Source organism: [Clostridium] innocuum (genome assembly GCA_012317185.1).
GTDB classification, from domain to species: domain Bacteria; phylum Bacillota_I; class Bacilli_A; order Erysipelotrichales; family Erysipelotrichaceae; genus Clostridium_AQ; species Clostridium_AQ innocuum.
Window position 1 is genome coordinate 1,111,194 of record CP048838.1, and the last position, 20,698, is coordinate 1,131,891.

22 protein-coding genes are annotated in these 20,698 nt (G+C 41.3%); 21 read left to right on the top strand and 1 reads right to left on the bottom strand.

Translation table 11 applies throughout. The features are described from left to right. Positions 1-7 precede the first annotated feature (7 nt). From G4D54_05445 to G4D54_05455, 3 genes are all read left to right on the top strand, one after another. Positions 8-904, top strand: a complete 897-nt coding sequence (locus G4D54_05445) for an AraC family transcriptional regulator (protein QJA01906.1) — start codon at positions 8-10, stop codon at positions 902-904. A 160-nt stretch (positions 905-1,064) separates the two neighbouring features. Further along, positions 1,065-2,618, top strand: coding sequence for a peptidoglycan DD-metalloendopeptidase family protein (locus G4D54_05450; protein ID QJA01907.1), 1,554 nt, complete (start codon positions 1,065-1,067; stop codon positions 2,616-2,618). Positions 2,619-2,826: 208 nt separating this feature from the next. Next, positions 2,827-4,263 (top strand): glycoside hydrolase family 1 protein, encoded by a 1,437-nt coding sequence (locus G4D54_05455; protein QJA01908.1) that lies wholly within the window; start codon positions 2,827-2,829, stop codon positions 4,261-4,263. A gap of 60 nt (positions 4,264-4,323) precedes the next feature. Here the strand turns inward: G4D54_05455 and G4D54_05460 are convergent, their stop codons facing one another. Then, positions 4,324-6,204: a PTS transporter subunit EIIA gene (locus G4D54_05460; protein QJA01909.1), complete on the bottom strand. Its 1,881-nt coding sequence runs from the start codon at positions 6,202-6,204 to the stop codon at positions 4,324-4,326. Between the two features lie 223 nt (positions 6,205-6,427). Between G4D54_05460 and G4D54_05465 the strand changes: the two genes are divergently transcribed. The 18 genes from G4D54_05465 to G4D54_05550 all read left to right on the top strand — a co-directional run bounded on the left by G4D54_05465 (position 6,428) and on the right by G4D54_05550 (position 20,688). Further along, a complete protein-coding gene (locus G4D54_05465) occupies positions 6,428-7,843 on the top strand; it encodes a glycoside hydrolase family 1 protein (GenBank protein QJA01910.1) in 1,416 nt (471 codons plus the stop codon). Further along, positions 7,840-8,793 (top strand): DMT family transporter, encoded by a 954-nt coding sequence (locus G4D54_05470; GenBank protein QJA01911.1) that lies wholly within the window; start codon positions 7,840-7,842, stop codon positions 8,791-8,793. The genes G4D54_05465 and G4D54_05470 overlap by 4 nt, the downstream gene beginning before the upstream one ends. Continuing rightward, positions 8,790-9,095: a PTS lactose/cellobiose transporter subunit IIA gene (locus G4D54_05475; protein QJA01912.1), complete on the top strand. Its 306-nt coding sequence runs from the start codon at positions 8,790-8,792 to the stop codon at positions 9,093-9,095. The genes G4D54_05470 and G4D54_05475 overlap by 4 nt, the downstream gene beginning before the upstream one ends. A 23-nt stretch (positions 9,096-9,118) precedes the next feature. Further along, on the top strand, positions 9,119-10,435 hold the full coding sequence (locus G4D54_05480) for a PTS sugar transporter subunit IIC (protein ID QJA01913.1): 1,317 nt from the start codon (positions 9,119-9,121) through the stop codon (positions 10,433-10,435). Positions 10,436-10,456: 21 nt separating this feature from the next. Beyond that, complete coding sequence (locus G4D54_05485; protein QJA01914.1) at positions 10,457-10,774, top strand: hypothetical protein; 318 nt, start codon at positions 10,457-10,459, stop codon at positions 10,772-10,774. A 55-nt stretch (positions 10,775-10,829) separates the two neighbouring features. Next, entirely contained in the window at positions 10,830-11,561 is a 732-nt protein-coding gene (locus tag G4D54_05490) for a hypothetical protein (protein ID QJA01915.1), read from the top strand. Between the two features lie 422 nt (positions 11,562-11,983). Further along, a complete protein-coding gene (locus G4D54_05495; protein QJA01916.1) occupies positions 11,984-12,937 on the top strand; it encodes a biotin--[acetyl-CoA-carboxylase] ligase in 954 nt (317 codons plus the stop codon). Further along, complete coding sequence (locus G4D54_05500; GenBank protein ID QJA01917.1) at positions 12,934-13,488, top strand: biotin transporter BioY; 555 nt, start codon at positions 12,934-12,936, stop codon at positions 13,486-13,488. The genes G4D54_05495 and G4D54_05500 overlap by 4 nt, the downstream gene beginning before the upstream one ends. A 295-nt stretch (positions 13,489-13,783) precedes the next feature. Then, positions 13,784-14,707: an ABC transporter permease gene (locus tag G4D54_05505; protein ID QJA01918.1), complete on the top strand. Its 924-nt coding sequence runs from the start codon at positions 13,784-13,786 to the stop codon at positions 14,705-14,707. Between the two features lie 88 nt (positions 14,708-14,795). Next, a complete protein-coding gene (gene mutY / locus G4D54_05510) occupies positions 14,796-16,199 on the top strand; it encodes an A/G-specific adenine glycosylase (GenBank protein QJA01919.1) in 1,404 nt (467 codons plus the stop codon). Further along, positions 16,199-16,768: an NUDIX hydrolase gene (locus G4D54_05515; protein QJA01920.1), complete on the top strand. Its 570-nt coding sequence runs from the start codon at positions 16,199-16,201 to the stop codon at positions 16,766-16,768. Before mutY ends, G4D54_05515 begins: the two co-directional genes overlap by 1 nt. 222 nt (positions 16,769-16,990) lie before the next feature. After that, the gene (locus G4D54_05520) at positions 16,991-17,659 is read left to right on the top strand and encodes an N-acetylmannosamine-6-phosphate 2-epimerase (protein ID QJA05155.1); all 669 of its coding nucleotides are present in this window, start codon (positions 16,991-16,993) and stop codon (positions 17,657-17,659) included. A 195-nt stretch (positions 17,660-17,854) separates the two neighbouring features. Continuing rightward, complete coding sequence (locus G4D54_05525; GenBank protein ID QJA01921.1) at positions 17,855-18,583, top strand: aspartate kinase; 729 nt, start codon at positions 17,855-17,857, stop codon at positions 18,581-18,583. A gap of 83 nt (positions 18,584-18,666) precedes the next feature. Further along, on the top strand, positions 18,667-18,858 hold the full coding sequence (locus tag G4D54_05530; protein ID QJA01922.1) for a hypothetical protein: 192 nt from the start codon (positions 18,667-18,669) through the stop codon (positions 18,856-18,858). A 49-nt stretch (positions 18,859-18,907) separates the two neighbouring features. Further along, entirely contained in the window at positions 18,908-19,324 is a 417-nt protein-coding gene (locus G4D54_05535) for a GNAT family N-acetyltransferase (protein QJA01923.1), read from the top strand. 6 nt (positions 19,325-19,330) lie between these two features. After that, a complete protein-coding gene (locus G4D54_05540) occupies positions 19,331-19,486 on the top strand; it encodes a hypothetical protein (protein QJA01924.1) in 156 nt (51 codons plus the stop codon). Between the two features lie 344 nt (positions 19,487-19,830). Then, a complete protein-coding gene (locus tag G4D54_05545) occupies positions 19,831-20,460 on the top strand; it encodes a redox-sensing transcriptional repressor Rex (GenBank protein ID QJA01925.1) in 630 nt (209 codons plus the stop codon). A 54-nt stretch (positions 20,461-20,514) separates the two neighbouring features. Then, entirely contained in the window at positions 20,515-20,688 is a 174-nt protein-coding gene (locus G4D54_05550) for a hypothetical protein (GenBank protein ID QJA01926.1), read from the top strand. Positions 20,689-20,698: the final 10 nt, after the last annotated feature.

The window sequence follows — 20,698 nt, forward strand, 5'->3', positions numbered from 1 at the left end:
GATGCTTATGCAGGCATGGGAAGCAATACAGAAGACCCTGGATTATATGGAGGAGCATTATGAGGAGGAACTGACAATCGAACAGCTTTCGTCAATTGCGCATCTGTCGAGGTTTTACTATCAGCGGCTGTTTTACCGACTGACAGGATATACGGTCAGTGAGTATCTGCGCAGCGTACGGCTGAAAATGGCGGCAGGACTGTTGAAGGCGGATAACGGAAAAATCATGGACATTGCAATGCAATGCGGATTTTCCAGTCACAGTACCTTGACCAGAGCATTTCGGCAGTGCTATGGAATGTCTCCGGCGGAGTATCGTGCATCATCGGATATCCATCTGGATCATGTGATCAAGCCGGAGCTGCGCATGCAATATACCCTGGTGGATGAAGGTGTGCCTTTGATCTGTGACGATATGGTTCTGGAAATTCAACGCAGAGTACAAAAGGAACCACTGTGGTTCAGCGGCTACACAAAAGAGGATGAAAGTGCTAAAATTGCGCAGCCGAAGGAGAATACGCTGGTGGCACTCTGGGATCGCTTGGAACAGGATGATGTACTGCAGCATGCTGCTCTTGATGAAGGAAATGATATTCTGACGCCTTCACAAACACCGGGAGCCTTCACATATATGGCCGCTGTTCATACGGCAGAGCCGGTAAAGGGATATACCGCCTTTGAAATGCCTGTGGGCACCTATGCTGTCTGTGAATATGAGGCGGAAAGCTTTGAAGACCTCGTACAGAAGGCATTGTATAAGGCAAGCGCCTATCTGTTTGAGGTATGGCTGCCAAGACATGGCTATGCATGTGATGCATTTCTCATACAGCGCTATATCCGTCCGAAGCAGGAGGATTGCAGGCTGCAGCTGTGGGTGAAAATATCAGATTCCTTAACCCTGTAAAGAAGCTGTGCAGCAATACCTTTTCAACACTGTTTTTTTCAGTCTGATACAGGCGGGAATCAGCAGTGTTTTTTCTTTACTTTTTAAAGTGCTTACGTTATCATATACATACAGGTAGTATCATATTATATCTGTAATTCAGGTAGGGAGGTATGCGCAAATGAAAAAGAAATATGCAGCTCTGTTTGTCAGCGGTGCATTGCTGATTAGTAATGCAGGCCTTCTGAAAGCAGAGAGTTTCGAAGGAAGAGAAAGTGAGATGAATGCCAAATGTGCAGTCATCAAGGATACGAAAACACAGGAGGAGTGCAGCAGATACAAGGATTATCTGCAAAGCAAATCCGATAATCTGGATAAGGAAATCAGTGATATCAAGAGTCAGATTGCCAGTGTTAAGGGCGATGTGGAAAAGGTCAGCAAGCTGATTGCGGATAACAATAAGAAAATCGCGAGCTATGAAAAAGAAATCAGCAGTATACAGGCTAGTATTGACCAGACACAGAGCTCGATCAGTGACCTGAAGAAACAGATTAAGGAAAAAGAGGATAGCATCAAGGAGCGCGACAAGCAGATGCGTGCGCGTCTTTTGGAAATGCAGGCCTATACCGGCAGTAATTATTATATTGATTTTTTGATGGGCTCCACCAGCTTTACGGATCTGCTGAGAAGAACGGAAATCGTAGGCGAGCTGAACAGATATGAAAACGAGCAGATCAAAACATTGAATAAGGAAAAGAAAAAGCTGGATCAGGATCGTAAGATTGTGGAAGAACAGAAGGAGCTTCTTGTTGTTCAGCAGAAGGATGTAAAATCCAGCAAGGCCAAGGTGGAAGCGCTGAATGAGGTGAAAAAGGATCTGCTGAGTGATTATCACGCAAAGGAAGCAAATCTTGCTACACAGAAGCGTGAGGCACAGATGGCACAGGCAAATCTGCCGAAGGTGGATCTGTCGCTGGCCGCTGATTTTGATGAGCCTGAGCAGCAGCCGGAAAAACCGGATACTCCACAGAACGGTGGGAATGAAACAGGTAACAGCGGGAATACAGATAACGGTAATTCCGGTGACGGGAATACGGATAATGGAAATACCGATCCGGATAAGGGCAACAGTGGAAATTCCGGCGGGAACAGCGGAAATAACTCAAATAACGGTTCTTCCGGCGGTACGGCACAAAGCTCCAGCTTTATCGCCCCGCTGCAAAGCGGCTGGCATTATGAAGCAGGAACCTGGGCCTATCCTGGCGGCGGCGGACATATGGGAATGGATTTCTCTACCGGCTCAACGACAGGGATTCCGGTTGTAGCACCGGCAAACGGTATCATCATTCATACATATCAGGGCTGCGGCTATGGCGCCTTGAATAACTGGTGTGGTATTCCGGCAGGTGGCGGAAACAACGTTGCACTTCTAACAAGGGTAAACGGTGTCGTATATGCTATGCCGTTCTATCACTTAAGCTCCGTTGCGGTAAGTGTGGGGCAGCGTGTGAACCAGGGACAGGTTATGGGATATTCCGGAAGCTCCGGTAACAGCTCCGGTCCGCATTGCCATGTTGAAATCATACGCGTTGGTTCCATGACGATGACGGCTGCATTAAATCAGTTTAACCGTACGGGAGATCTGACCTTCGGTACCGGATGGAATGCGGATGCACCGAATGCATGCGGCTCAGCACCATGCCGGGAGAGGCCGGAAAATTACTGGTTGCGTTAGATATAAATGAGAGGACAGCTTGTGACAGGCTGTCTTTTTTTGTGTACAAAAAGTTATAAATCAGCTAATACAAATGAGGCAGACTCATCCGCACTTTACTATTTTTGTGACAAAAGGCGTTGTGAAAAGCTTCCATATGTATGGTAAAACTAAGATTGCGGAAAGCACTTTATATTTTTATAATGAAATCATACGAGGAGGTATGAAGATGACACCAAAAAATAAAAAAGATTTTCCGGAGGGATTCATTTGGGGTGGAGCAATGACTGCTAGCCAGGCTGAAGGAAATTGGAAAGCAGGAGGAAAGGGCGTTTGTCCCCCTGATTTAATCCTTTATCAAAAGGGAAAACGACAAAATGATTGCATGTCTTCCAGTGAAATACAGGCAGCTATTCAGGATACAAACGGTTATTATCCAAGACGCTACGGTATAGACTTTTATCACACATTTCCAGAGGATTTGGCACTCTTAAAAGACCTAGGCATTCATTGCCTACGTACGTCGGTGAACTGGGCCAGAATTTTCCCGCAAGGTGATGAAGAGGAACCAAATGAAGAAGGATTGGCTTTTTATGATCGCTTGATTGATGAAATGCTGCGTCTTGGAATCGAGCCGTTAATTACAATTTCCCATTTTGAAATGCCTGTTCATCTGGCATTGACATATAAGGGCTGGTATTCTCGCAAAGTCATAGATTGCTATGTGAAATATGCAACCATATTATTCAATCGCTATAAGGGTAAAGTAAAATACTGGGTTCCCTTTGATGAAATGAATCTGATTCTAAGAGAATCCTTTCATCAGTTTGGCATGCCTAGCGATCTTGTTGAAAATACAATGGAGCACAAGCTATTGGCACTGCATCATCAGATGATTGCGGCCTGTGAAGTAACACGGATTGCACATGAAGTTGATGAAGAAAATAAAGTTGGAGCAATGGTAACAAATTTTCTTTCTTACCCACGCACATGCGATCCGCGTGATGCGTTGGCAGCATTGCATAATGATCAGTTTGAAAACTATTATCTGGATGTTATGGTACGTGGTGCATATCCTAAAACGATGTTTCGTTATCTGGAAGAACATAACTTCTATATTGATTATCAGGAGGAAGATGCATCTGTTTTCGAGCAGGGAAGGGCTGATTTTATCGGCATTTCTTATTATGATACACGGACAGTATCACATCATAGTATCAAAAATCTGAGGAATCCGGAAGAGGAAAATCCGTATTTGAAAAAAAACGATTGGGATTGGGTTATCGATCCTCTGGGGTTGCGTTATTGTCTAAACCGACTTTACGATCAGTATCGTATGCCAATATTCCTTTTGGAGTTGGGAATAGGAACACACGATGAGGTTATTGATGGAAAGATTCATGATAAAGAACGTATAGAATATCTCAATGCTCATCTTAAACAATTAAAAGAGGCGATTTATGATGGGGTGGATGTTATGGGATGTCTAATGTGGGGGCCGATAGATATCGTTAGCAACTCTTCTGCAGAAATGAGTAAGCGTTATGGATTCATTTATGTTGATATTGATGATTCCGGAAACGGGACAGGAAAACGATGGAAAAAAGAGAGCTTTTCCTGGTATCAGAATATTATCCGTACAAATGGAAAATGCATAAAACCATAAACTAATAAAATGCACCTCGGCAATGAGGTGCATTTTATTAGGGAATCTTAATTAGATTTGTTAACGGCAGTTGCTTGATATTAGATACAGGAAATCGACAAAATCGGTTACAGTTTTAAATTCTTCAATGGTGGTGATTGTACACAAAATTGCTGGCAATCCATCAAGTAGCTTCTTTTTGAAAATCTGGTCACGTTTATTTAACGCAATAAGAAATACAATCTGTATTTCTTGATTATCCCAGTGAATACCTTCTCGGTTAATAAAAACTGCAATCTTGCTATGTATGGAGTTCGCTTCAAAGGAGTGAGGGATAGCAAATGAATTCATAAAGCAGGTAGGGCTGAGAGATTCGCGATAGAAAACACTTTCCAGAAATGAATTATCCACGATCTGTTGTTCTTCCATCTTATTACACAAAAAATGCAGAACATCCTCACGATTATCTTTTGTAGTATCTATAAAAAACAATTCTTCATCAAAATATTCGCGAATTATAGTATTAAACTCTTTCTTCTGCTGATTTTCAAGTGCTTTCGAGATGGAGTGATTTACCTTATTTTTATCAGAATCTGTCAGTAACGGTGATATTTGACAATATTGATAAATGTTGTTCTGGAAATAGGGCTGCGTAGTAATTAAAAGATCGATATTAGAGGTATGATTTGAAAGTGAATTTAGATTTTTGATCTTATGTATTTCTATCATATCTGAAAAATTGCGTATTATTTCCTCAGTGATATAGGTATCAATCAATGGATATTGCCCGGTATATAAATACAAGTTAACTCTGCCTCTGGCACTGAATGCGGATTCAATAGCGAATCCTATGTGAATGGCGATTAACGAGATTTCATTATCCGGAACCTGAATATTGTATTTCTGGTTTAGCTTTTGACATAAATAAACAGCAACATCATATACGTAAAAACAGCTTGATTTGATGGAAATATTATGAGGTACTGTTGCATAATTTCCGTTACGCAACCTTATGATCAGTTCATATACATGATCCGCAAATACGTGAAGAAAAGCGTGCGGATCAGCATTAATACCATAATGGTGAAAACAGGATTGAACAATATCAAAGAGATCACTGACAAATGTCTGAGCATAAGGTTTAGTGCAGGAAGTTTGGTTTTCCTTTGATTTAATAACACCGACAAGACTGTAGGTTATCATGTTTATGAGGTTATCATGATACAATTCATCATTCACCAACTGGTTTACAATCGTTGTAGCAATTTGTACCTCTGGTATTGATTCATTATAAGCACGTGTTTTCACTGGCTCAGATGCATATAGACTTATGATGGTAAGAATGTTGATGATAAGATTATTCTCATAATATGAGGATATATAATATCCATGCTCGGATATCGCATTTTTTATCACAAAATTTGCTTTGCTGATATCGATACTATTGAAATATTCTGAATAAGCATTTAAATCTGAAAAGGAATATTCTGTATCGCTATAAATCAAATCCAGAAATAGTTTGTGTTTATTATAGGCTCCGCCTTCTAATATCAGTCGGCCATCTCTTCGTACGATTTCCAGCGAATAGCTTGTTATCATCTGATTGAGATTTTTGATTTTCATTTGTAGAGATGAGGGAGAAATGCAAAAATAATCAGAAATTTCATAAAATAGCTCGGGTGAATGATTTAATAGTAAATGATATAATAATTGACTGTTTTCGTCGAATAGGCTTTGTTTGATAAGCTGAATAGCAGTATTGATATATTCATCCATGATTACAAACCCATTTCGGTCTGAAGCAATCAACGGAAGCTTTAATATGCTGTTGATATTTTTTATTTCATTTCGTATGGTTTTATCTGAAACCTCGAGACTGAGGCTAATATTATGACATTTTGTTTTTCCGTTTTTTAACAGATATTCAATAATTTGGTGTTGTCTGTTTGATATTCGTTCCATTTCAATCATCCTTTTCTTAAATAACCCCCTTACTATATTTATACCATTCATAAGCGTAAAGGCAAACAGAAAAATGCCAAGTCTATGGTATTTCTTTATTCTGTTTGTTTTATCATTTATCCAGATAGGTGGTAAAAGCATGTTTGATTGAATCAATTATATCTCTTATAGTAGTGATGTAAAGACGGAATGGAAATGGCTTTACAGAAAGGAAGGTATTCCAATGAAAGAACAATTTCTATGGGGATCGGCTACTGCAGCTTATCAATGTGAAGGTGCTTGGAATGAAGGCGGCAGAGGATTAACGCAGTGGGATGTGTTTTCTCATGAAAGTGATAGAAATCTGAATCATGTTACAGGAGATACAGCATCTGATTTTTATCACCACTATGAGGAAGATATCAGAATGCTTCATGAAAGTAATCAAAACTCATATCGCTTTTCCATTGCATGGACACGTATTTTTCCAAACGGCTATGGTGAAATCAATCAGGAAGGCGTTAATTTCTATAATCGAATAATCGATTTGTGCTTGCAATATCATATAGAGCCCAATGTTACGCTCCATCATTATGATCTACCAATCGAGCTGGCAGAAAACGGTGGATGGCTTAATGATAAAACGATTGATTACTTCGTTGACTATGCAAGGACATGCTTTGAACTGTTCGGTGATCGTGTTAAACTATGGGTAACGATTAATGAATTGAGCTTCTATGCACATTGCTGTTTTCTGGTAGGTAATTATCCACCGCATCATGAGCTTGATTTTACATCTTACAGCAAAGTTATATACAATGGGCTGTTGGCAAGTGCAAAGGCGGTAACTGCTTATCGTAAGCTAAAACAAGGTGGTAAAATCGGTATTGTACATCCGTGTGGCTCTGTTGAAAGTCTACATGATGATTCGGATTATGCGCAAGCGAGATACAATGCAGAGCTATATTGTATACGCTGCATACTTGATCCTGCAGTGAAAGGGGAAATTCCACAAGAGCTTATTGTTAAAATGAAGGATTCAGGATTGGATACATCTTTTATCAGGGAGGAAGATAAAAAGATATTGAAGGAAGGAATAGTTGATTTTATCGGTTTGAACTTCTACTTGCGTGAGTTGGTAAAACCATGTATGGATGGTGTGACAAAAATGTCTATGAATAATAAGGGAAAAGGATCTGACGTGATGGAAGGTACCTCTATTCATGGATGGTTTGCGAGTGATAACGATCCATGGACAGAAAAGAATCACTGGGGAAGAGAGGTGCATCCAAAATCTTTATATGATGCGTTGACATATCTGGATAGATTATATCCACAGGTACCTATTTATGTAACAGAAAATGGACATGCATTGTATGATGAACTGGAAAAAGGTGAAATTCATGATATAGAGCGAATCCGTATCGTTCAGGGCTTTCTGGATTGGATGCTACAGGCTAAAAAGCAGGGAGTGAATGTTAAAGGATATTATATGTGGTCAACTATGGATTTATACAGTTGGGTAAACGGTTATAAAAAACGTTATGGTCTGGTATATATTGATTTTGACGATAATTGCAAACGTATTGCCAAGGATAGTTTTTACTGGTACAAGAGATATATAGAAGATTATCAGAGAAGGGAAACGGCAGTAATTTGAAATCAGATATACTGAATAAACGTTGTTCCATATTAATCCTTGCTTTTATAGAAAGCTATTGGGGTTTCACAACTGTATTTATGAAAAATATTCTGGAGTATATGACACCTTCCATGTATGTGTTTCTGCGATTCCTTTTTGCTTCCATAGCATTAATTCTATTATACTGGCGAAAATCCATGAAGTTTGATCGTGGCACTGTTTTAAGAGGTAGTGTACTTGGTGGATTGACTGTAGTGCCAATTTTAATGACGGTGGTAGCGTTACAGGATATAGCTGCTACTAATTCAGTCTTCTATACACAATTCGTTATTATTTTTGTGCCTTTGCTGTTATGGGTTATAAAGAGGAAGAAGCCGGGAATGAACTATTATTTATCTCTGATAGTTATTATGACAGGTCTATGGGTATTTACCGAATGTAATCTTTCAATGATCACACTTGGAGATGTTGTAACGATTATTGCATCTTTTCTGAATGGTTTGGCTATTATTGCTACAACGGTTTATGCGGCACATACTAGTCATTATGAACTTGGTATTGTACAGATGGTATCAGGTACCCTGATAAGCATTCCAATGCTTTTTTCGGAAAGTATGCATATACAGTGGAATAAAGAGGTTTTCACGATACTGATTATAACAGGCGTAGTTGGCTCTGGAATTGCTTTTACAGCTAAGAATTTCGCACAAAGAAACGTGAGCTCGACAACTGCATCTATGCTGACTGTTCTCTCCCCAATTTTCGGAGTTCTAGGAGCAAGGATAATCAGTAATTCCAATGGTATAACAGAATCGGTAACAATGAGTCAATACTGTGGTGTTTTTATACTATGTGTGGGAATGGTGTTATATTTTACAGGGGTAAGAAACATTAAAGAAATAAAGAATATATTGCTGCTGCCAAAATATCTCTACAGCAGCTTGCAGATAAGATGGAGGAAACAATGACGAAAGAAGATGTACAAATGCTGGCATTTCAAATGATATCACTGGCGGGAAATGCAATTGACTGTTTTTACAATTCACTGCTTGAAAAGCAACAGGGTAATCAGCAGCAAAGTGATGAATTGTTTGAGGAAGGAGAAAAAAATCTGAATGAATGCCACCAAATTCAGACAAATCTGATACAGGAGGAAACGCGGGGAGGTGAGTTGCCCTACAGCTTGATTATGACGCATGCGCAAGATCATTTTACAAATGCATTAAACTGGAAGATGATGGTTAAACTATTAATGAATGATAAAACTTAATAAATTTGAAGGGAGAGAAAACGATGAATTCAATAAGCAAATTTTTGGAGAAAAAGCTGCTTCCGATTGCTACCGTGGTAGCTAACAATACTTATATTCAGGTATTATCACAGACCTTTATATCGCTAATTCCAATTATTATAATAGGTGCTTTTTCACTGATTTTGTCAAAAGCCCCTATTGATTATTCAGGCTTTGAAGAGGGAACTTACTGGTATAATTTCTTTTTGGGGTGGAGCAACTGGACAGATCAAAGTCTTTGGCCGCTTAAATTTATCAATGCAGCTACTTTAGGATCGTTATCTTTATGGGTGTCTGTCGGTATTGCTTATCGTTGGGCGAAGAAGCATGACATGGATCTTATGTCTACGATAATTGTTGTGTTTGTAAATTTTATACTGATAAATTCCAATATGATAGAGGGGGGATGGTCAACAGCATATTTTGGAGGAGAAGGTTTGTTTTCTGCAATTATTGGCTCTTTCCTAATAGTACAGCTTTATCGGTATTTGACAAAAAAGGAATTTGGTCGTATCAATTTGCCGGAAAGTGTTCCACCGGCACTTGCTAAGTCTATGAACTCTATGATACCTATGACGATTTGCTTTCTGAGTGGAGCAATTGTAACCGGTGTCTCACATGCACTATTTGGTGTGTCTATTCCAGAATTAATTATGACGATTGGTAAGCCAATCAATAATGGGGTTGATAATCCATTTGCTCCTTCTCTTATCTATATGGGATCAAATGTAGGATATTGGTTTGGAATACATACGGCAGCAATTGAGGCCCCGTTTGATCCAATCATGTTTGGTAATCTTGCAGTTAATGCAGATGCCTTTGCTAAGGGAACCGCCGCAAGTGATCTCCCTTATATAGTGAATATCGCGTTGCGTTATGGTTTTACAGGGATTGGCGGTTCTGGTGCTACCTTTGGTTTAGTATTGCTGCTAATACGTTCAAAATCAGAAAGTATTCGTTCTGTTGGAAAGCTTTCGTTGATTCCTGCCTGCTTTGGTATCAATGAGCCGGTTGTATTTGGTTTACCTATTATGATGAATGTTACTTTCCTAATTCCTTTTCTTATTGTGGAAAGTGTAAACACATTTATTGCATATCTGGCTATGTATTTCAACTTATTGAATCGACCGATTTTCTTTATGGGAGGTACTGCACCGGAGCTATTAAAGTCTGTTTTATCAAATATGGATGTACGATCAGTAATTTATTGGTTTATTGCTGTTGCAGTTGATATAATGATATGGTATCCATTCTTTAAAATCTTTGAGAAGCAAAAACTGGAAGAAGAACAGCAAGGGAAGCCAGCTGTTTCATCATAAGCTGGTAAAGGAGAGAAAATTATGATAAAGGCGATACTTGTTTGTACACAGGGAATGAGCACAAACATTATGAAGATGAAAATTGAAGAGGCTGCAAAAAATGATCAGAAAGAGCTTGATATTCAAGCTGTAGGACTTGATGAACTTGATACTTATCTAAAGGGTACGGATATCGTCATATTGGGACCTCAGATCAAATATGCTGAAAAAATGATACGTGAGCAACTGGATAAGGTGGATTCACAGATATTAATGATGTGCATGGAGCCTGCTGATTTTGGGCTCATGCGCGGTACTGTTGTCTATCAGAAGATGCTTGACTGTCTTAAACAACAATAATAACAGCAGGTGATAATCATCGCAGCCTGCTTTATACCAATATAGGAGGTGTCATATGAAAATTATGGTTCTATTTCTGGCAATACTTCTCAATCTGTTTATACCTATTGTAATGATTTTAGTACTTTTAAGAAAACAACAGCTTCGTAAGAAATTCATATTCTTCGGTTTTCTTCAGTATGGAATAGGCAAAGTATTACTGACGCTTTTGAATTTATTTTGCCGTAATGTGAATATGCCTAATCTGCTGGCGGATACAGGGGTTCAGGTATTGCTTCTCGCTATTCTTGCAGTCGGAACAAAATATATACTATATAGCAGGTGTTATCATATTACATCAGAAACCGATGCACTATCTGCCGGATTTGGAGAGGCAACTATGGAAATATTCCTACATATTTTGCCAATTGCTTTTAATAATCTTATGTATCAAGCTTTGATTGCGAATGGGTCCATATATCAATCCGTTGGAGCTGCACTTTCTGAAGCACAGGTACTCGCATTTATTAAACAATTTACGAACTATGACCTTTCCTATTTTCTATACACGGGTTTAGTATGTATTATACTCATGATGATTCATATGCTTTCGGCTGTTATGATTTTTCACAAAATAGCGTTGATAGTTCCTTTTCTAACAACTTTCGCATTATTTAGTGTATATTATGTGATACCATTATTCTCCTATACTGTGTGCAATGCTGTAATCTTTATGCTAGTATGTGTGTATTTGGTATTCATGTACCAGCGAAAAAAAATAGCTATCAAGAAAAACGCATATTTATAATGAGTGCGACATAAATGTTTTCGGTTATTTCATTGCTGTAGGCTTTCTATTTAATAAAAAATGGCTTAAAATCCTTTGCTTACGGATTAAAAAGTCATTTTTTTGTATATGAAATATTATAGTTTAATGCCATTAAGTTTATGATTCTTATACAATTTAGGATGTGATTAAAGAATATGGAAGTTTTATCGCTTAATCATATTCCTGAATATGTTTATACCTTTCCTGTTTTCAGATGAATATGGTTTGATTATTCAAAAAGCCTATGCATACCATTATAAGAACAAATTTCTTTCTGTGAGGTACAAGTAACAAGCTGATATCGGAAAAAAGTCATCTATCAAGTAAACCTTTTTTAAAATACGGGTTTACAAAGATGGAAAAGTTTGATATTCTAAGTATCGAGAAAAGGAGCTGTTACGATGTCGATACGAAGTGAATTGATACGGGAACTTGAGCAAAACAGAACAAAGCCGGTTTCCGGACAAAAGCTGGCACAGCGATTGCATGTCAGCCGTAATGCCGTATGTAAAATGATTCATACCCTGAACGAGGAGGGCTTTGAAATAGCATCCTTTCCCCGCAAGGGCTATCAGCTGGCAGAGACCTCAAACAAGCTGTCTGCTGAGGCAATCTCGGTTTACCTGAAAAAAAAGCTGCCGGTATATACCTTTGAACAGGTAGATTCCACCAATCAGCTGCTGAAAAAAATGGCAATCGACGGCAGTGAGCATCTGACACTGATTGCCGCGGAAGAACAACGTGCAGGCAGAGGCAGATTTGGAAGACCGTTTTATTCTCCATCGCGCACCGGAATCTATATGAGCCTGCTGCTGCGGATGCCACAGCAGCTGTCTGATGCCTCTATGATTACCATCTATGCTGCGGTTGCTGTGCAGCGTGCATTGAAGCAACTGTATCAGACTGATACACAGATAAAATGGGTGAATGATATTTTCTATCAGGGAAAAAAGCTGTGCGGGATTCTTTGCGAGGCCATCAGTGATTTTGAAAGCGGCAGACTGGAGGCCATCATTGTCGGAATCGGTCTTAATACCTCCACTATGACATTTCCCGAGGAATTGAAGGATATTGCGGTATCTCTGAGCACGCATCCGGTGAATCGAAATAAGCTGATTGCCTGTATCGTGAATGAGCTTTTAGCCCTGCAGAAGGAAGAGCACAGCAGTGTGCTTGCGAAGTATCGGGATGCCTCTGTGGTTTTACATCAACAGATTAGCTGGATGCAGAACGGGAAGCAGCTCAGTGGTTATGTAAAGGATATCAACAATGCCGGAAATCTGATAGTAGAAAGTGAAGATACAACCCATATCCTCAGCTCAGGTGAGGTTTCCATAAAGGCGGTGGCAGCATGAAGCAAATGACAGCTGTCAGGATGGCGCTGTGTTCTCTGTTTACGGCATTGATCGCCATAGGTGCCTTTCTGCAAATTCCCCTGCCTAATTTTGATTATTTTACGCTCCAGTTTTTCTTTGTCCTGATGGCTGGTATGCTTCTGGGAGCGCGCCTGGGGGCTCTTTCCGCTGCCTTGTATGTGCTGATCGGTTTGCTTGGTATACCGGTATTTGCGGCAGGGGGAGGAATTTCCTACGTTCTGCGCCCAAGCTTTGGGTTTTTACTTGGCTTTATCGTCACAGCATTTTGCAGCGGCTGGATTATGGAGCATGGGCAAAAAAACTGGAAGACATGCTTTCTGGCTGTACTGGCAGGATTGCTGGCAACCTATGGAATCGGACTTGCTTATAAGTATGTGATCTTAAATTACTACACGGGAACAAAGATTTCATTTTATCTTCTGCTGTTATCCTGCTTTCCTCTGGATCTGCCGAAAGATATCCTGTGCAGTATCCTTGCGGCATATGTAGCTTTGCGTTTCCCTGTAGCCGTATGCCGTGGTATAAAATAGGAGAGGGTCTATGCCAAGCAGATACAGAAATAAGGTGCTGTAGTAGAAATGCTTACCCAACAGCTCTTGGCATCTGAAAAATAAATGTACAATCGAGCGGCTGAGATGCTTTCCTGCCGTACACTGAATCGGAAATCAACAGACTGTCTGTCTGGCTGTAACATGCTTTTTCCAGCGTCTGGATGCGTGTGACAGGAATCCATCCTCTCCATATGAAGAAATTTCAAATCTTACAAATTCTTAAACTGCTTTACATTCCACTTTTGCTAGGGTATCATTATTAGGTAAGAGAAATATGAGTGATAAGCCTATGAAAAAACTTTACAGATATATTAAATTCCATTTAAAAATGACATATAAAAATATCGTCCGGCATTTCGGACTGACATTTTCCGCATCCGTTGCGGTATCCATAACACTGATTCTGATATCGGTATTCATGCTGCTGACCAGCAATCTCAACTGCTTTACGAAGCATATCGAGCAACAGGTAACCATACGTGCGAGTATAGATACCATTGTAAAGGATAAGCAAAAGCAGCAGCTGCTTCATGCAATCGAACAGCTGAATACTGTAAAGCATGTAACGCTTTCCACCGGAAAAGAAGAACTGGAAAATTATAAAGCGGAATTTCAGGATGATTCCACTATGTTCGATATGTATGAGGGAAAAGCCAATCCGATTCGCGATACGTTTCTGATTGAGGTAAAAAACGGAAAGGATATACAAAAAACTGCGGATAAGATCGAAGATATGAAAGGGATCGTATCTGCGGAATATGGCGGAGATTCCACAAGTGGAATGATTTCCACCTTTGAGAAAATCCGGGAAGGCGGTATGATTTTCATTATCTTCCTGATTGTGATTGCAGTATTTCTGATTTCCAATAAAATCAAAATGTCTATTTATACACGAAAACAGGAAATTGCCATTATGCGTTTTGTCGGGGCCAGCAACTGGGCAATCAAATTTCCGATGATGCTGGAGGGTGTTTTCATCGGGATACTGGGAAGTCTGGTTCCTGTCCTGCTGACAATTTTCGGCTATCAGTATGTATATACCATCCTGGGCGGTACCTTCATGAGCAACATGTTCGTACTGCAAACGGTATTTCCTATGACACTGGAGATATCAGGAATTTTAATTCTGATCGGCGTTCTTGTCGGCCTGGTGGGAAGCTTTTTCTCCACCACCAGATACCTGCATTGGAAACGCTGATGTATTCGTTGTGAACCCGTATGTCGTAACACAAGCAATTATCATAAACAGAATGTACTCGCAGATTTGATCCAGTAGCGAGTTACTTATGAAGAAGGGAATTCAGATTTCTATGAAATCGTATGAAATTCCCTCTTTTTTTATGTGCAAGGGAAGTGTCTGCGATATTATTCATTTTATGACTAGGACCTGCAATCAGGCATACCAATATAATAGCCACCTGTCCAGGCACTTTGTAAACAGCACAGGGCAACGTACACTGCTTTTTTTGAATACTTCTTCCTGCATTTATCCTACCTTTGCGCAGATACCGTTTGATTTCTATAGTGCTTTCTCTGCCCCTTTGATCGTATGTGATGTCTGTCCTGTTTCAACAAGAATCTTGTTGGCTTTTTCTTTGCCTGCCGTCTTTACCCTGTGGTATAATAAACGCATGAAACTACAACATGATAAAAAGAAATTTACAGAGCAGCTGCTGGACTGGTACGACCAGAATGCCCGTGTCCTGCCATGGAGAGAGGACGCTTCCCCCTACCGCGTCTGGGTAAGCGAGATTATGCTGCAGCAGACACGTGTGGAAGCAGTGAAGCCTTATTTTGAACGGTTTATACAGGCACTGCCTTCACTGAAGGCTTTAGCAGAGGCGGATGAGGATACGCTGCGTAAGCTGTGGGAGGGACTTGGCTATTATAACCGTGTCCGCAACATGAAAAAATGTGCAATGGAATGCATGGAGCGCCATAACGGTGTACTTCCGGATACATATGAGGAGCTGTTGAAGCTTCCGGGCATCGGTGCCTATACAGCGGGAGCTATTGCCTCTATCGCCTATAAGCGCTGTGTTCCGGCAGTGGATGGCAATGTTTTGCGTGTGTTCAGCCGGGTGCTCGTCAGCGAGGATGACATTTTGAAGGAACGCACAAAGAAGAAATTTCAGGACATTATACAGGAATATATACCGGAGCACAGAAGTGATGCCTTTAATCAGGCACTGATGGAAATCGGTGCGCTCGTATGCGTGCCGAATGCGGCACCCCGCTGTAATATCTGTCCGCTGGCAAGTGAATGCATGGGCTATCAGAGCGGAGCGGCACACCGGCTACCCAATAAAACAGCTAAAAAGGACAGAAGAATTGAAAAAAAGACAGTGCTTGTCCTTTTGTGTAAAGATAGGGTTTATCTGCATAAACGAGATGAGCAGGGACTGCTTGCAGGCCTGTATGAATTTATGATGCTGGACGAACAGAAAAGCAGAAAGGAGATCACACAGGAATTTCAGGATCAGCTTCTGAGGCTGGTTCCTCTGCGGAAAGCAAAACATATCTTTTCCCATGTTGAGTGGCATATGAACGGATATCTGCTGGAGCTGAAACAGGAGGCAGTGGAAGGGGTATGGTGCACGAAGGATGAACTGCAAAAGACCTATGCAATCCCTACAGCGCTCAAGGTGTACAGAGAAGCCCTGCTGACATGGATAGGAGGTGATTCATAATGAAGCTGTATGAAGAGCTTTGCGCATATACACCCTGCAATCTACAGGAGGAAGCAGACCGTAAGGTCATGATGCGCTATATAAAGGAATTTCTCAATGTCTATACAAGAGATAATGTATATGGACATATCACCAGCAGTCCGTGGATCATCAATGCGGATGCGTCAAAGGTACTCATGATTTATCATAATATTTATAACTCCTGGGGCTGGTGCGGCGGTCATGCGGACGGGGATCGGGATTTGATCCATGTCGCATTAAAGGAGGGAAGAGAAGAAACCGGACTGAAAAAGCTTGAGCTGCTAAGTGAATCCATTCTGGCCATCGATATACTGCCGGTACCACCGCATGTGAAAAGAGGTGCATTTGTATCCTCTCATGTTCATTTGAATGTCACCTATCTGTGTCAGGCGGATGAACGGGATACGCTGTGCAGCAAGCCGGATGAAAACAGCGGTGTTAGGTGGATTGCAGTGGAGGAAATCAATCACTATGTAACAGAGGAGGATATGAAGCCGGTATATCGAAAGCTTGTGGAAAAAAGCCGCAGCCTCCTGCTTGCAGGCTAAGAGCAGGGGGAGTGAAACGCTAACGGAAGCAAGCGCATGGATATTCTAAAAGTCCCGTCAGGGATGATTGCGGCAGGCTGTTTTTCCATTGCTGTTTGATACATGCTGAAAGGCGTCGGGGAATTGAATTCCATAAAAATCATCTAGGAAAGGGAAGACAAAAAAAAGGAAAAGGATTATACTGTATATGTATATCAGGAAAGGTTGGTCTTAATTATGAACATGCTGGAACAAATTAAAGGTGGACTTGTTGTGTCCTGTCAGGCGCTGCCTGATGAACCACTGCATTCATCCTTCATTATGGGAAGAATGGCGCTTGCGGCAAAACAGGGAGGTGCCGTAGGAATCCGTGCACAGAGCAAGGAGGATATCATCGAAATTAAAAAAGTCGTTGATCTGCCTGTTATCGGAATTGTAAAACGCAGCTATCCGGATAGTGATATTTATATCACCGCAACGAAAAAGGAGCTGGATGAGCTATTTGAAACAGGGTGTGAAATGATCGCTATGGATGCGACGCTTCGTGATCGTCCGAATGGGGAAAAGCTGGAGGATCTCGTCAACTATGTGCATGAACACGGTGTTCTTGCCATGGCGGACTGCTCGACATATGAAGAATGCGTGAATGCGGAAAACATCGGCTTTGACTGTGTATCTACCACCTTATGCGGATACACGCCGTATTCCAAAAATGTGGATGGTCCAAATCTTGAGCTATTCAAAAAGCTGGCGGAAACAATCAAGGCTCCGATTCTTGCGGAGGGCAAAATCAATACGCCGGAAGATCTGGCTGCAGTATATGAGGCTGGTGCTTACAGTGCAGTTGTCGGTGGTGCTATCACACGTCCGAAGCAGATTACCGAGCGTTTTGTGAAGGCTTTGAAAAAATAAGATAGACGACATAATTTTGATAAGATACCTGAGCGTATGTGCAATTACATGCACATGACGGCTTTTGGGTATCTTTTTCTTTTGCCAGCAGGAACGGATTCCAAATTCCTGAAAGTACTATGAAATCAAGCGAACTGGGCGAAAAAACCGCACATTCCGACATCTTTTGACATATGGTATAAGGAATGTGGGGTTATGCATATGAACATGAAAGTAATGAAGTTTGGCGGTACCTCCCTGCGCAGTGAAGCGACCAGGAAATATGTGTACCGTCATGTGCTGGAAAGCAGCAAGACAAATAAAGTGATTGTTGTGGTATCGGCCATGGGCCGCTATCCGGATGCGTATGCTACGGATACCCTGCTGTCCATGGGCAGTGAATTTCTCACCAGGCAGGAAAAAGCCAGACTGGTTTCTATGGGAGAGCAGCTATCTGCACTGAAGATATGCAGTGAACTTCTGGATATGGGAATACGGGCGTATGCGCTCCCTTTTTTCGATTGCGGAATACTTACCGATGAGAACTATGACTATGCAAAGGTACTGAAGCTGGATCATACCGGAATACGCAAGAAGCTGAACAGCTATGATGTGCTGGTTGTCGGCGGTTTTATCGGTATCTCCCCCAGTGGTCATGTGACGACCCTCGGCAGAGGAGGCAGTGATTACAGTGCGGTATTGTTTGCGGATATGCTGGATCTCAAGGAAGTGGATATTTATACAGATGTGGATGGTGTCTATGACAAGGATCCCAAGCTGAATGAATATGCGATTAAATACGACAAACTGACCTACGACGAAATGCTGAATATGAAATCGAGGGTTTTGCATGACCGCTGTGTCAACTATGCAAAGGACCATCATATCCGCATATATTTAAAAGGAACCTTTTCCACAAGTCTTGGAACAATCGTTGAAGATTAAATTCTCTTACAATTCACGAACAATCGTATCAACTATTGGATTGTTTACAGGGATTGTGATACAATAACAACGAGGTGATCCGCTTGAAGAACATTATTTTGGTAAAGTATCTGGATGATGATACCAAGGCGAGAAGAATAGAAACGGCACTGGCTGAAACCAGAGTGGATTTTCAGGTAAATCTGGAAAAGCAATGCGTCATTGTGGAGGGAAACTCCGATATGGTGGCCGTTGCCAGAAAGGTTATCAATGATCTCGGCTTTATGATTATATAAGAGAGGGCAGCTATGTCGAGCTTGCCTTTTTTCTTGGATGGGAGCAAATATGATAGAAATTAAAACAAAGGATAACGAGCAGGACTACAGGTATGTTCGTATTGAGGTGTTCATGAAGGAACAGGGATTTCAGAATGAATTTGACGAAATTGATGCGACTGCTGTACATATTACTGTTTATGTGGATGGCACACTTGCAGGTTGTGCACGCTGTTTTCCAAAGGAAGAGGAGGCGGCATGGGTCTTCGGACGTATTGCGGTACTTCCCCAGTTTCGCCATCAGGGACTGGGCGGTGTCCTGCTATCCGAGATGGAGAGCATCGTTCACAGCAAAAAGGGAAGGCGCTGTATTCTGGATGCACAATGCCGTGCCTGTGCGTTTTATGAAAGCTATGGCTATACCATATGCGGGGAGGAGCATATGGATGAGCATGTTCCTCATGTACAGATGGAGAAGCTGCTGTGAGTAGGAATGTGCTTTACAGGATGTGATGGAAACAATGCACTGGATGTATCGGATATAAGAGGGGAGCGTCAAGGAAAAGGTGCTTTGATGAAGGATATGCAGGAAGTCATTGATGAGCAGCCGGATGTGAAATGCACAGACCATGCATGTATCTTAAGGTGATGCTCTACAGTATCGGCGTAAGAAACGAAAACAGACCTGTACCTTTCCTGTAAAGGAAGCTGTCCGTTCCTTGCTATGCAGTCTATACTGCCGTATGCAGGAACCCATGCAGCATCACGTACAATATTGCATACGGATACAGATCATATAACTGGTGATGGGATGGAAACGTATTGCAATCATTTCCGCATTCATTCTCCCCGTATGCTGAACATCTAAAGCACTCCGTGTTTTGCTTTCTACTTCTGTGTCCGGCAGGAAATTTCCCTTTTCAAAAAAGTTAAATATGATAGTTTATTCACAAAGTTAAAAAAGTATGCTATACTATGCAATAGGTGATAAACATGACAGAGAAAAATGTGCCAAAGGCAACGCTGCAGCGATATCCTGTCTATCTGAAGGCATTGCGCAAGCTGAAAAGTTCAGGTGTAGAAAGAATCATGTCCAAGGAACTGGCCAGTGTCGTCAATATTGAACCGACGACGATTCGCCGTGATTTTTCTTTTCTGGGAAATCTGGGAAAGCAGGGATATGGTTATGATGTCAATCGGTTGATTGAAATTTTTAATCAGCAGCTCGGTATGGATTTTGATGAAAAAATCATTCTGGTCGGAGCCGGTAATATGGGCCGGGCACTGATGAAGTATAATAAATGGGATTATGTGGTTGGTGAGATTGCCTGTGCATTTGATGTCAATCCAGACCGTCAGGGTGTACGCTTCGGTATACCGGTATATGATATTGCGGATTTGGAGAAGAAGGTGCCGGATGGCTGCCGTATCGCAATTCTGGCGATTTCTGAAAATATCCAGCAAACGGTCGATCGCTTGATTGCCTGTGGTATCACAGGACTTGTGGATTTTACGCATGAACATATACAAATTCCAAAAGGGGTTGTATTAAAGAGCGTGGATGTGGTATCATCTATACAGGAGCTGGTCTTTGAGACCAACAATCTGAATGTAGAGCGTTGAAGCAGAACAGAATAAATTACGCGCAACTAGCGAATGCAGGAAGGTGGAAGCTGCATGCATACGGATTTATATCTGAACGGCTGTGGAGCTGAACCGGAGAACAACAGTAGACGGTTTCGTGTGGGAACGATATATCCCGAAGAAGATGCTCATGCGGCAAACGCATGGGAATCAGGATGGCACCGCGTACAATACGTTCCTGAAAGGGAACGTTTTTTTGTACCGTAAACAGGAGGAA

Excerpts from the sequence above, each read along its gene's own strand:
- G4D54_05540 (QJA01924.1), top strand. The coding sequence starts at position 19,331 with ATGTGCTTTACAGGATGTGATGGAAACAATGCACTGGATGTATCGGAT.
- mutY (QJA01919.1), top strand. The coding sequence starts at position 14,796 with ATGAAGAAGGGAATTCAGATTTCTATGAAATCGTATGAAATTCCCTCT.
- G4D54_05500 (QJA01917.1), top strand. The coding sequence starts at position 12,934 with ATGAAGCAAATGACAGCTGTCAGGATGGCGCTGTGTTCTCTGTTTACG.
- G4D54_05495 (QJA01916.1), top strand. The coding sequence starts at position 11,984 with ATGTCGATACGAAGTGAATTGATACGGGAACTTGAGCAAAACAGAACA.
- G4D54_05490 (QJA01915.1), top strand. The coding sequence starts at position 10,830 with ATGAAAATTATGGTTCTATTTCTGGCAATACTTCTCAATCTGTTTATA.
- G4D54_05465 (QJA01910.1), top strand. The coding sequence starts at position 6,428 with ATGAAAGAACAATTTCTATGGGGATCGGCTACTGCAGCTTATCAATGT.
- G4D54_05515 (QJA01920.1), top strand. The coding sequence starts at position 16,199 with ATGAAGCTGTATGAAGAGCTTTGCGCATATACACCCTGCAATCTACAG.
- G4D54_05535 (QJA01923.1), top strand. The coding sequence starts at position 18,908 with ATGATAGAAATTAAAACAAAGGATAACGAGCAGGACTACAGGTATGTT.
- G4D54_05475 (QJA01912.1), top strand. The coding sequence starts at position 8,790 with ATGACGAAAGAAGATGTACAAATGCTGGCATTTCAAATGATATCACTG.
- G4D54_05480 (QJA01913.1), top strand. The coding sequence starts at position 9,119 with ATGAATTCAATAAGCAAATTTTTGGAGAAAAAGCTGCTTCCGATTGCT.
- G4D54_05520 (QJA05155.1), top strand. The coding sequence starts at position 16,991 with ATGCTGGAACAAATTAAAGGTGGACTTGTTGTGTCCTGTCAGGCGCTG.
- G4D54_05525 (QJA01921.1), top strand. The coding sequence starts at position 17,855 with ATGCATATGAACATGAAAGTAATGAAGTTTGGCGGTACCTCCCTGCGC.
- G4D54_05455 (QJA01908.1), top strand. The coding sequence starts at position 2,827 with ATGACACCAAAAAATAAAAAAGATTTTCCGGAGGGATTCATTTGGGGT.
- G4D54_05550 (QJA01926.1), top strand. The coding sequence starts at position 20,515 with ATGCATACGGATTTATATCTGAACGGCTGTGGAGCTGAACCGGAGAAC.
- G4D54_05445 (QJA01906.1), top strand. The coding sequence starts at position 8 with ATGCAGGCATGGGAAGCAATACAGAAGACCCTGGATTATATGGAGGAG.
- G4D54_05460 (QJA01909.1), bottom strand. The coding sequence starts at position 6,204 with ATGGAACGAATATCAAACAGACAACACCAAATTATTGAATATCTGTTA.
- G4D54_05505 (QJA01918.1), top strand. The coding sequence starts at position 13,784 with ATGAGTGATAAGCCTATGAAAAAACTTTACAGATATATTAAATTCCAT.
- G4D54_05545 (QJA01925.1), top strand. The coding sequence starts at position 19,831 with ATGACAGAGAAAAATGTGCCAAAGGCAACGCTGCAGCGATATCCTGTC.
- G4D54_05485 (QJA01914.1), top strand. The coding sequence starts at position 10,457 with ATGATAAAGGCGATACTTGTTTGTACACAGGGAATGAGCACAAACATT.
- G4D54_05450 (QJA01907.1), top strand. The coding sequence starts at position 1,065 with ATGAAAAAGAAATATGCAGCTCTGTTTGTCAGCGGTGCATTGCTGATT.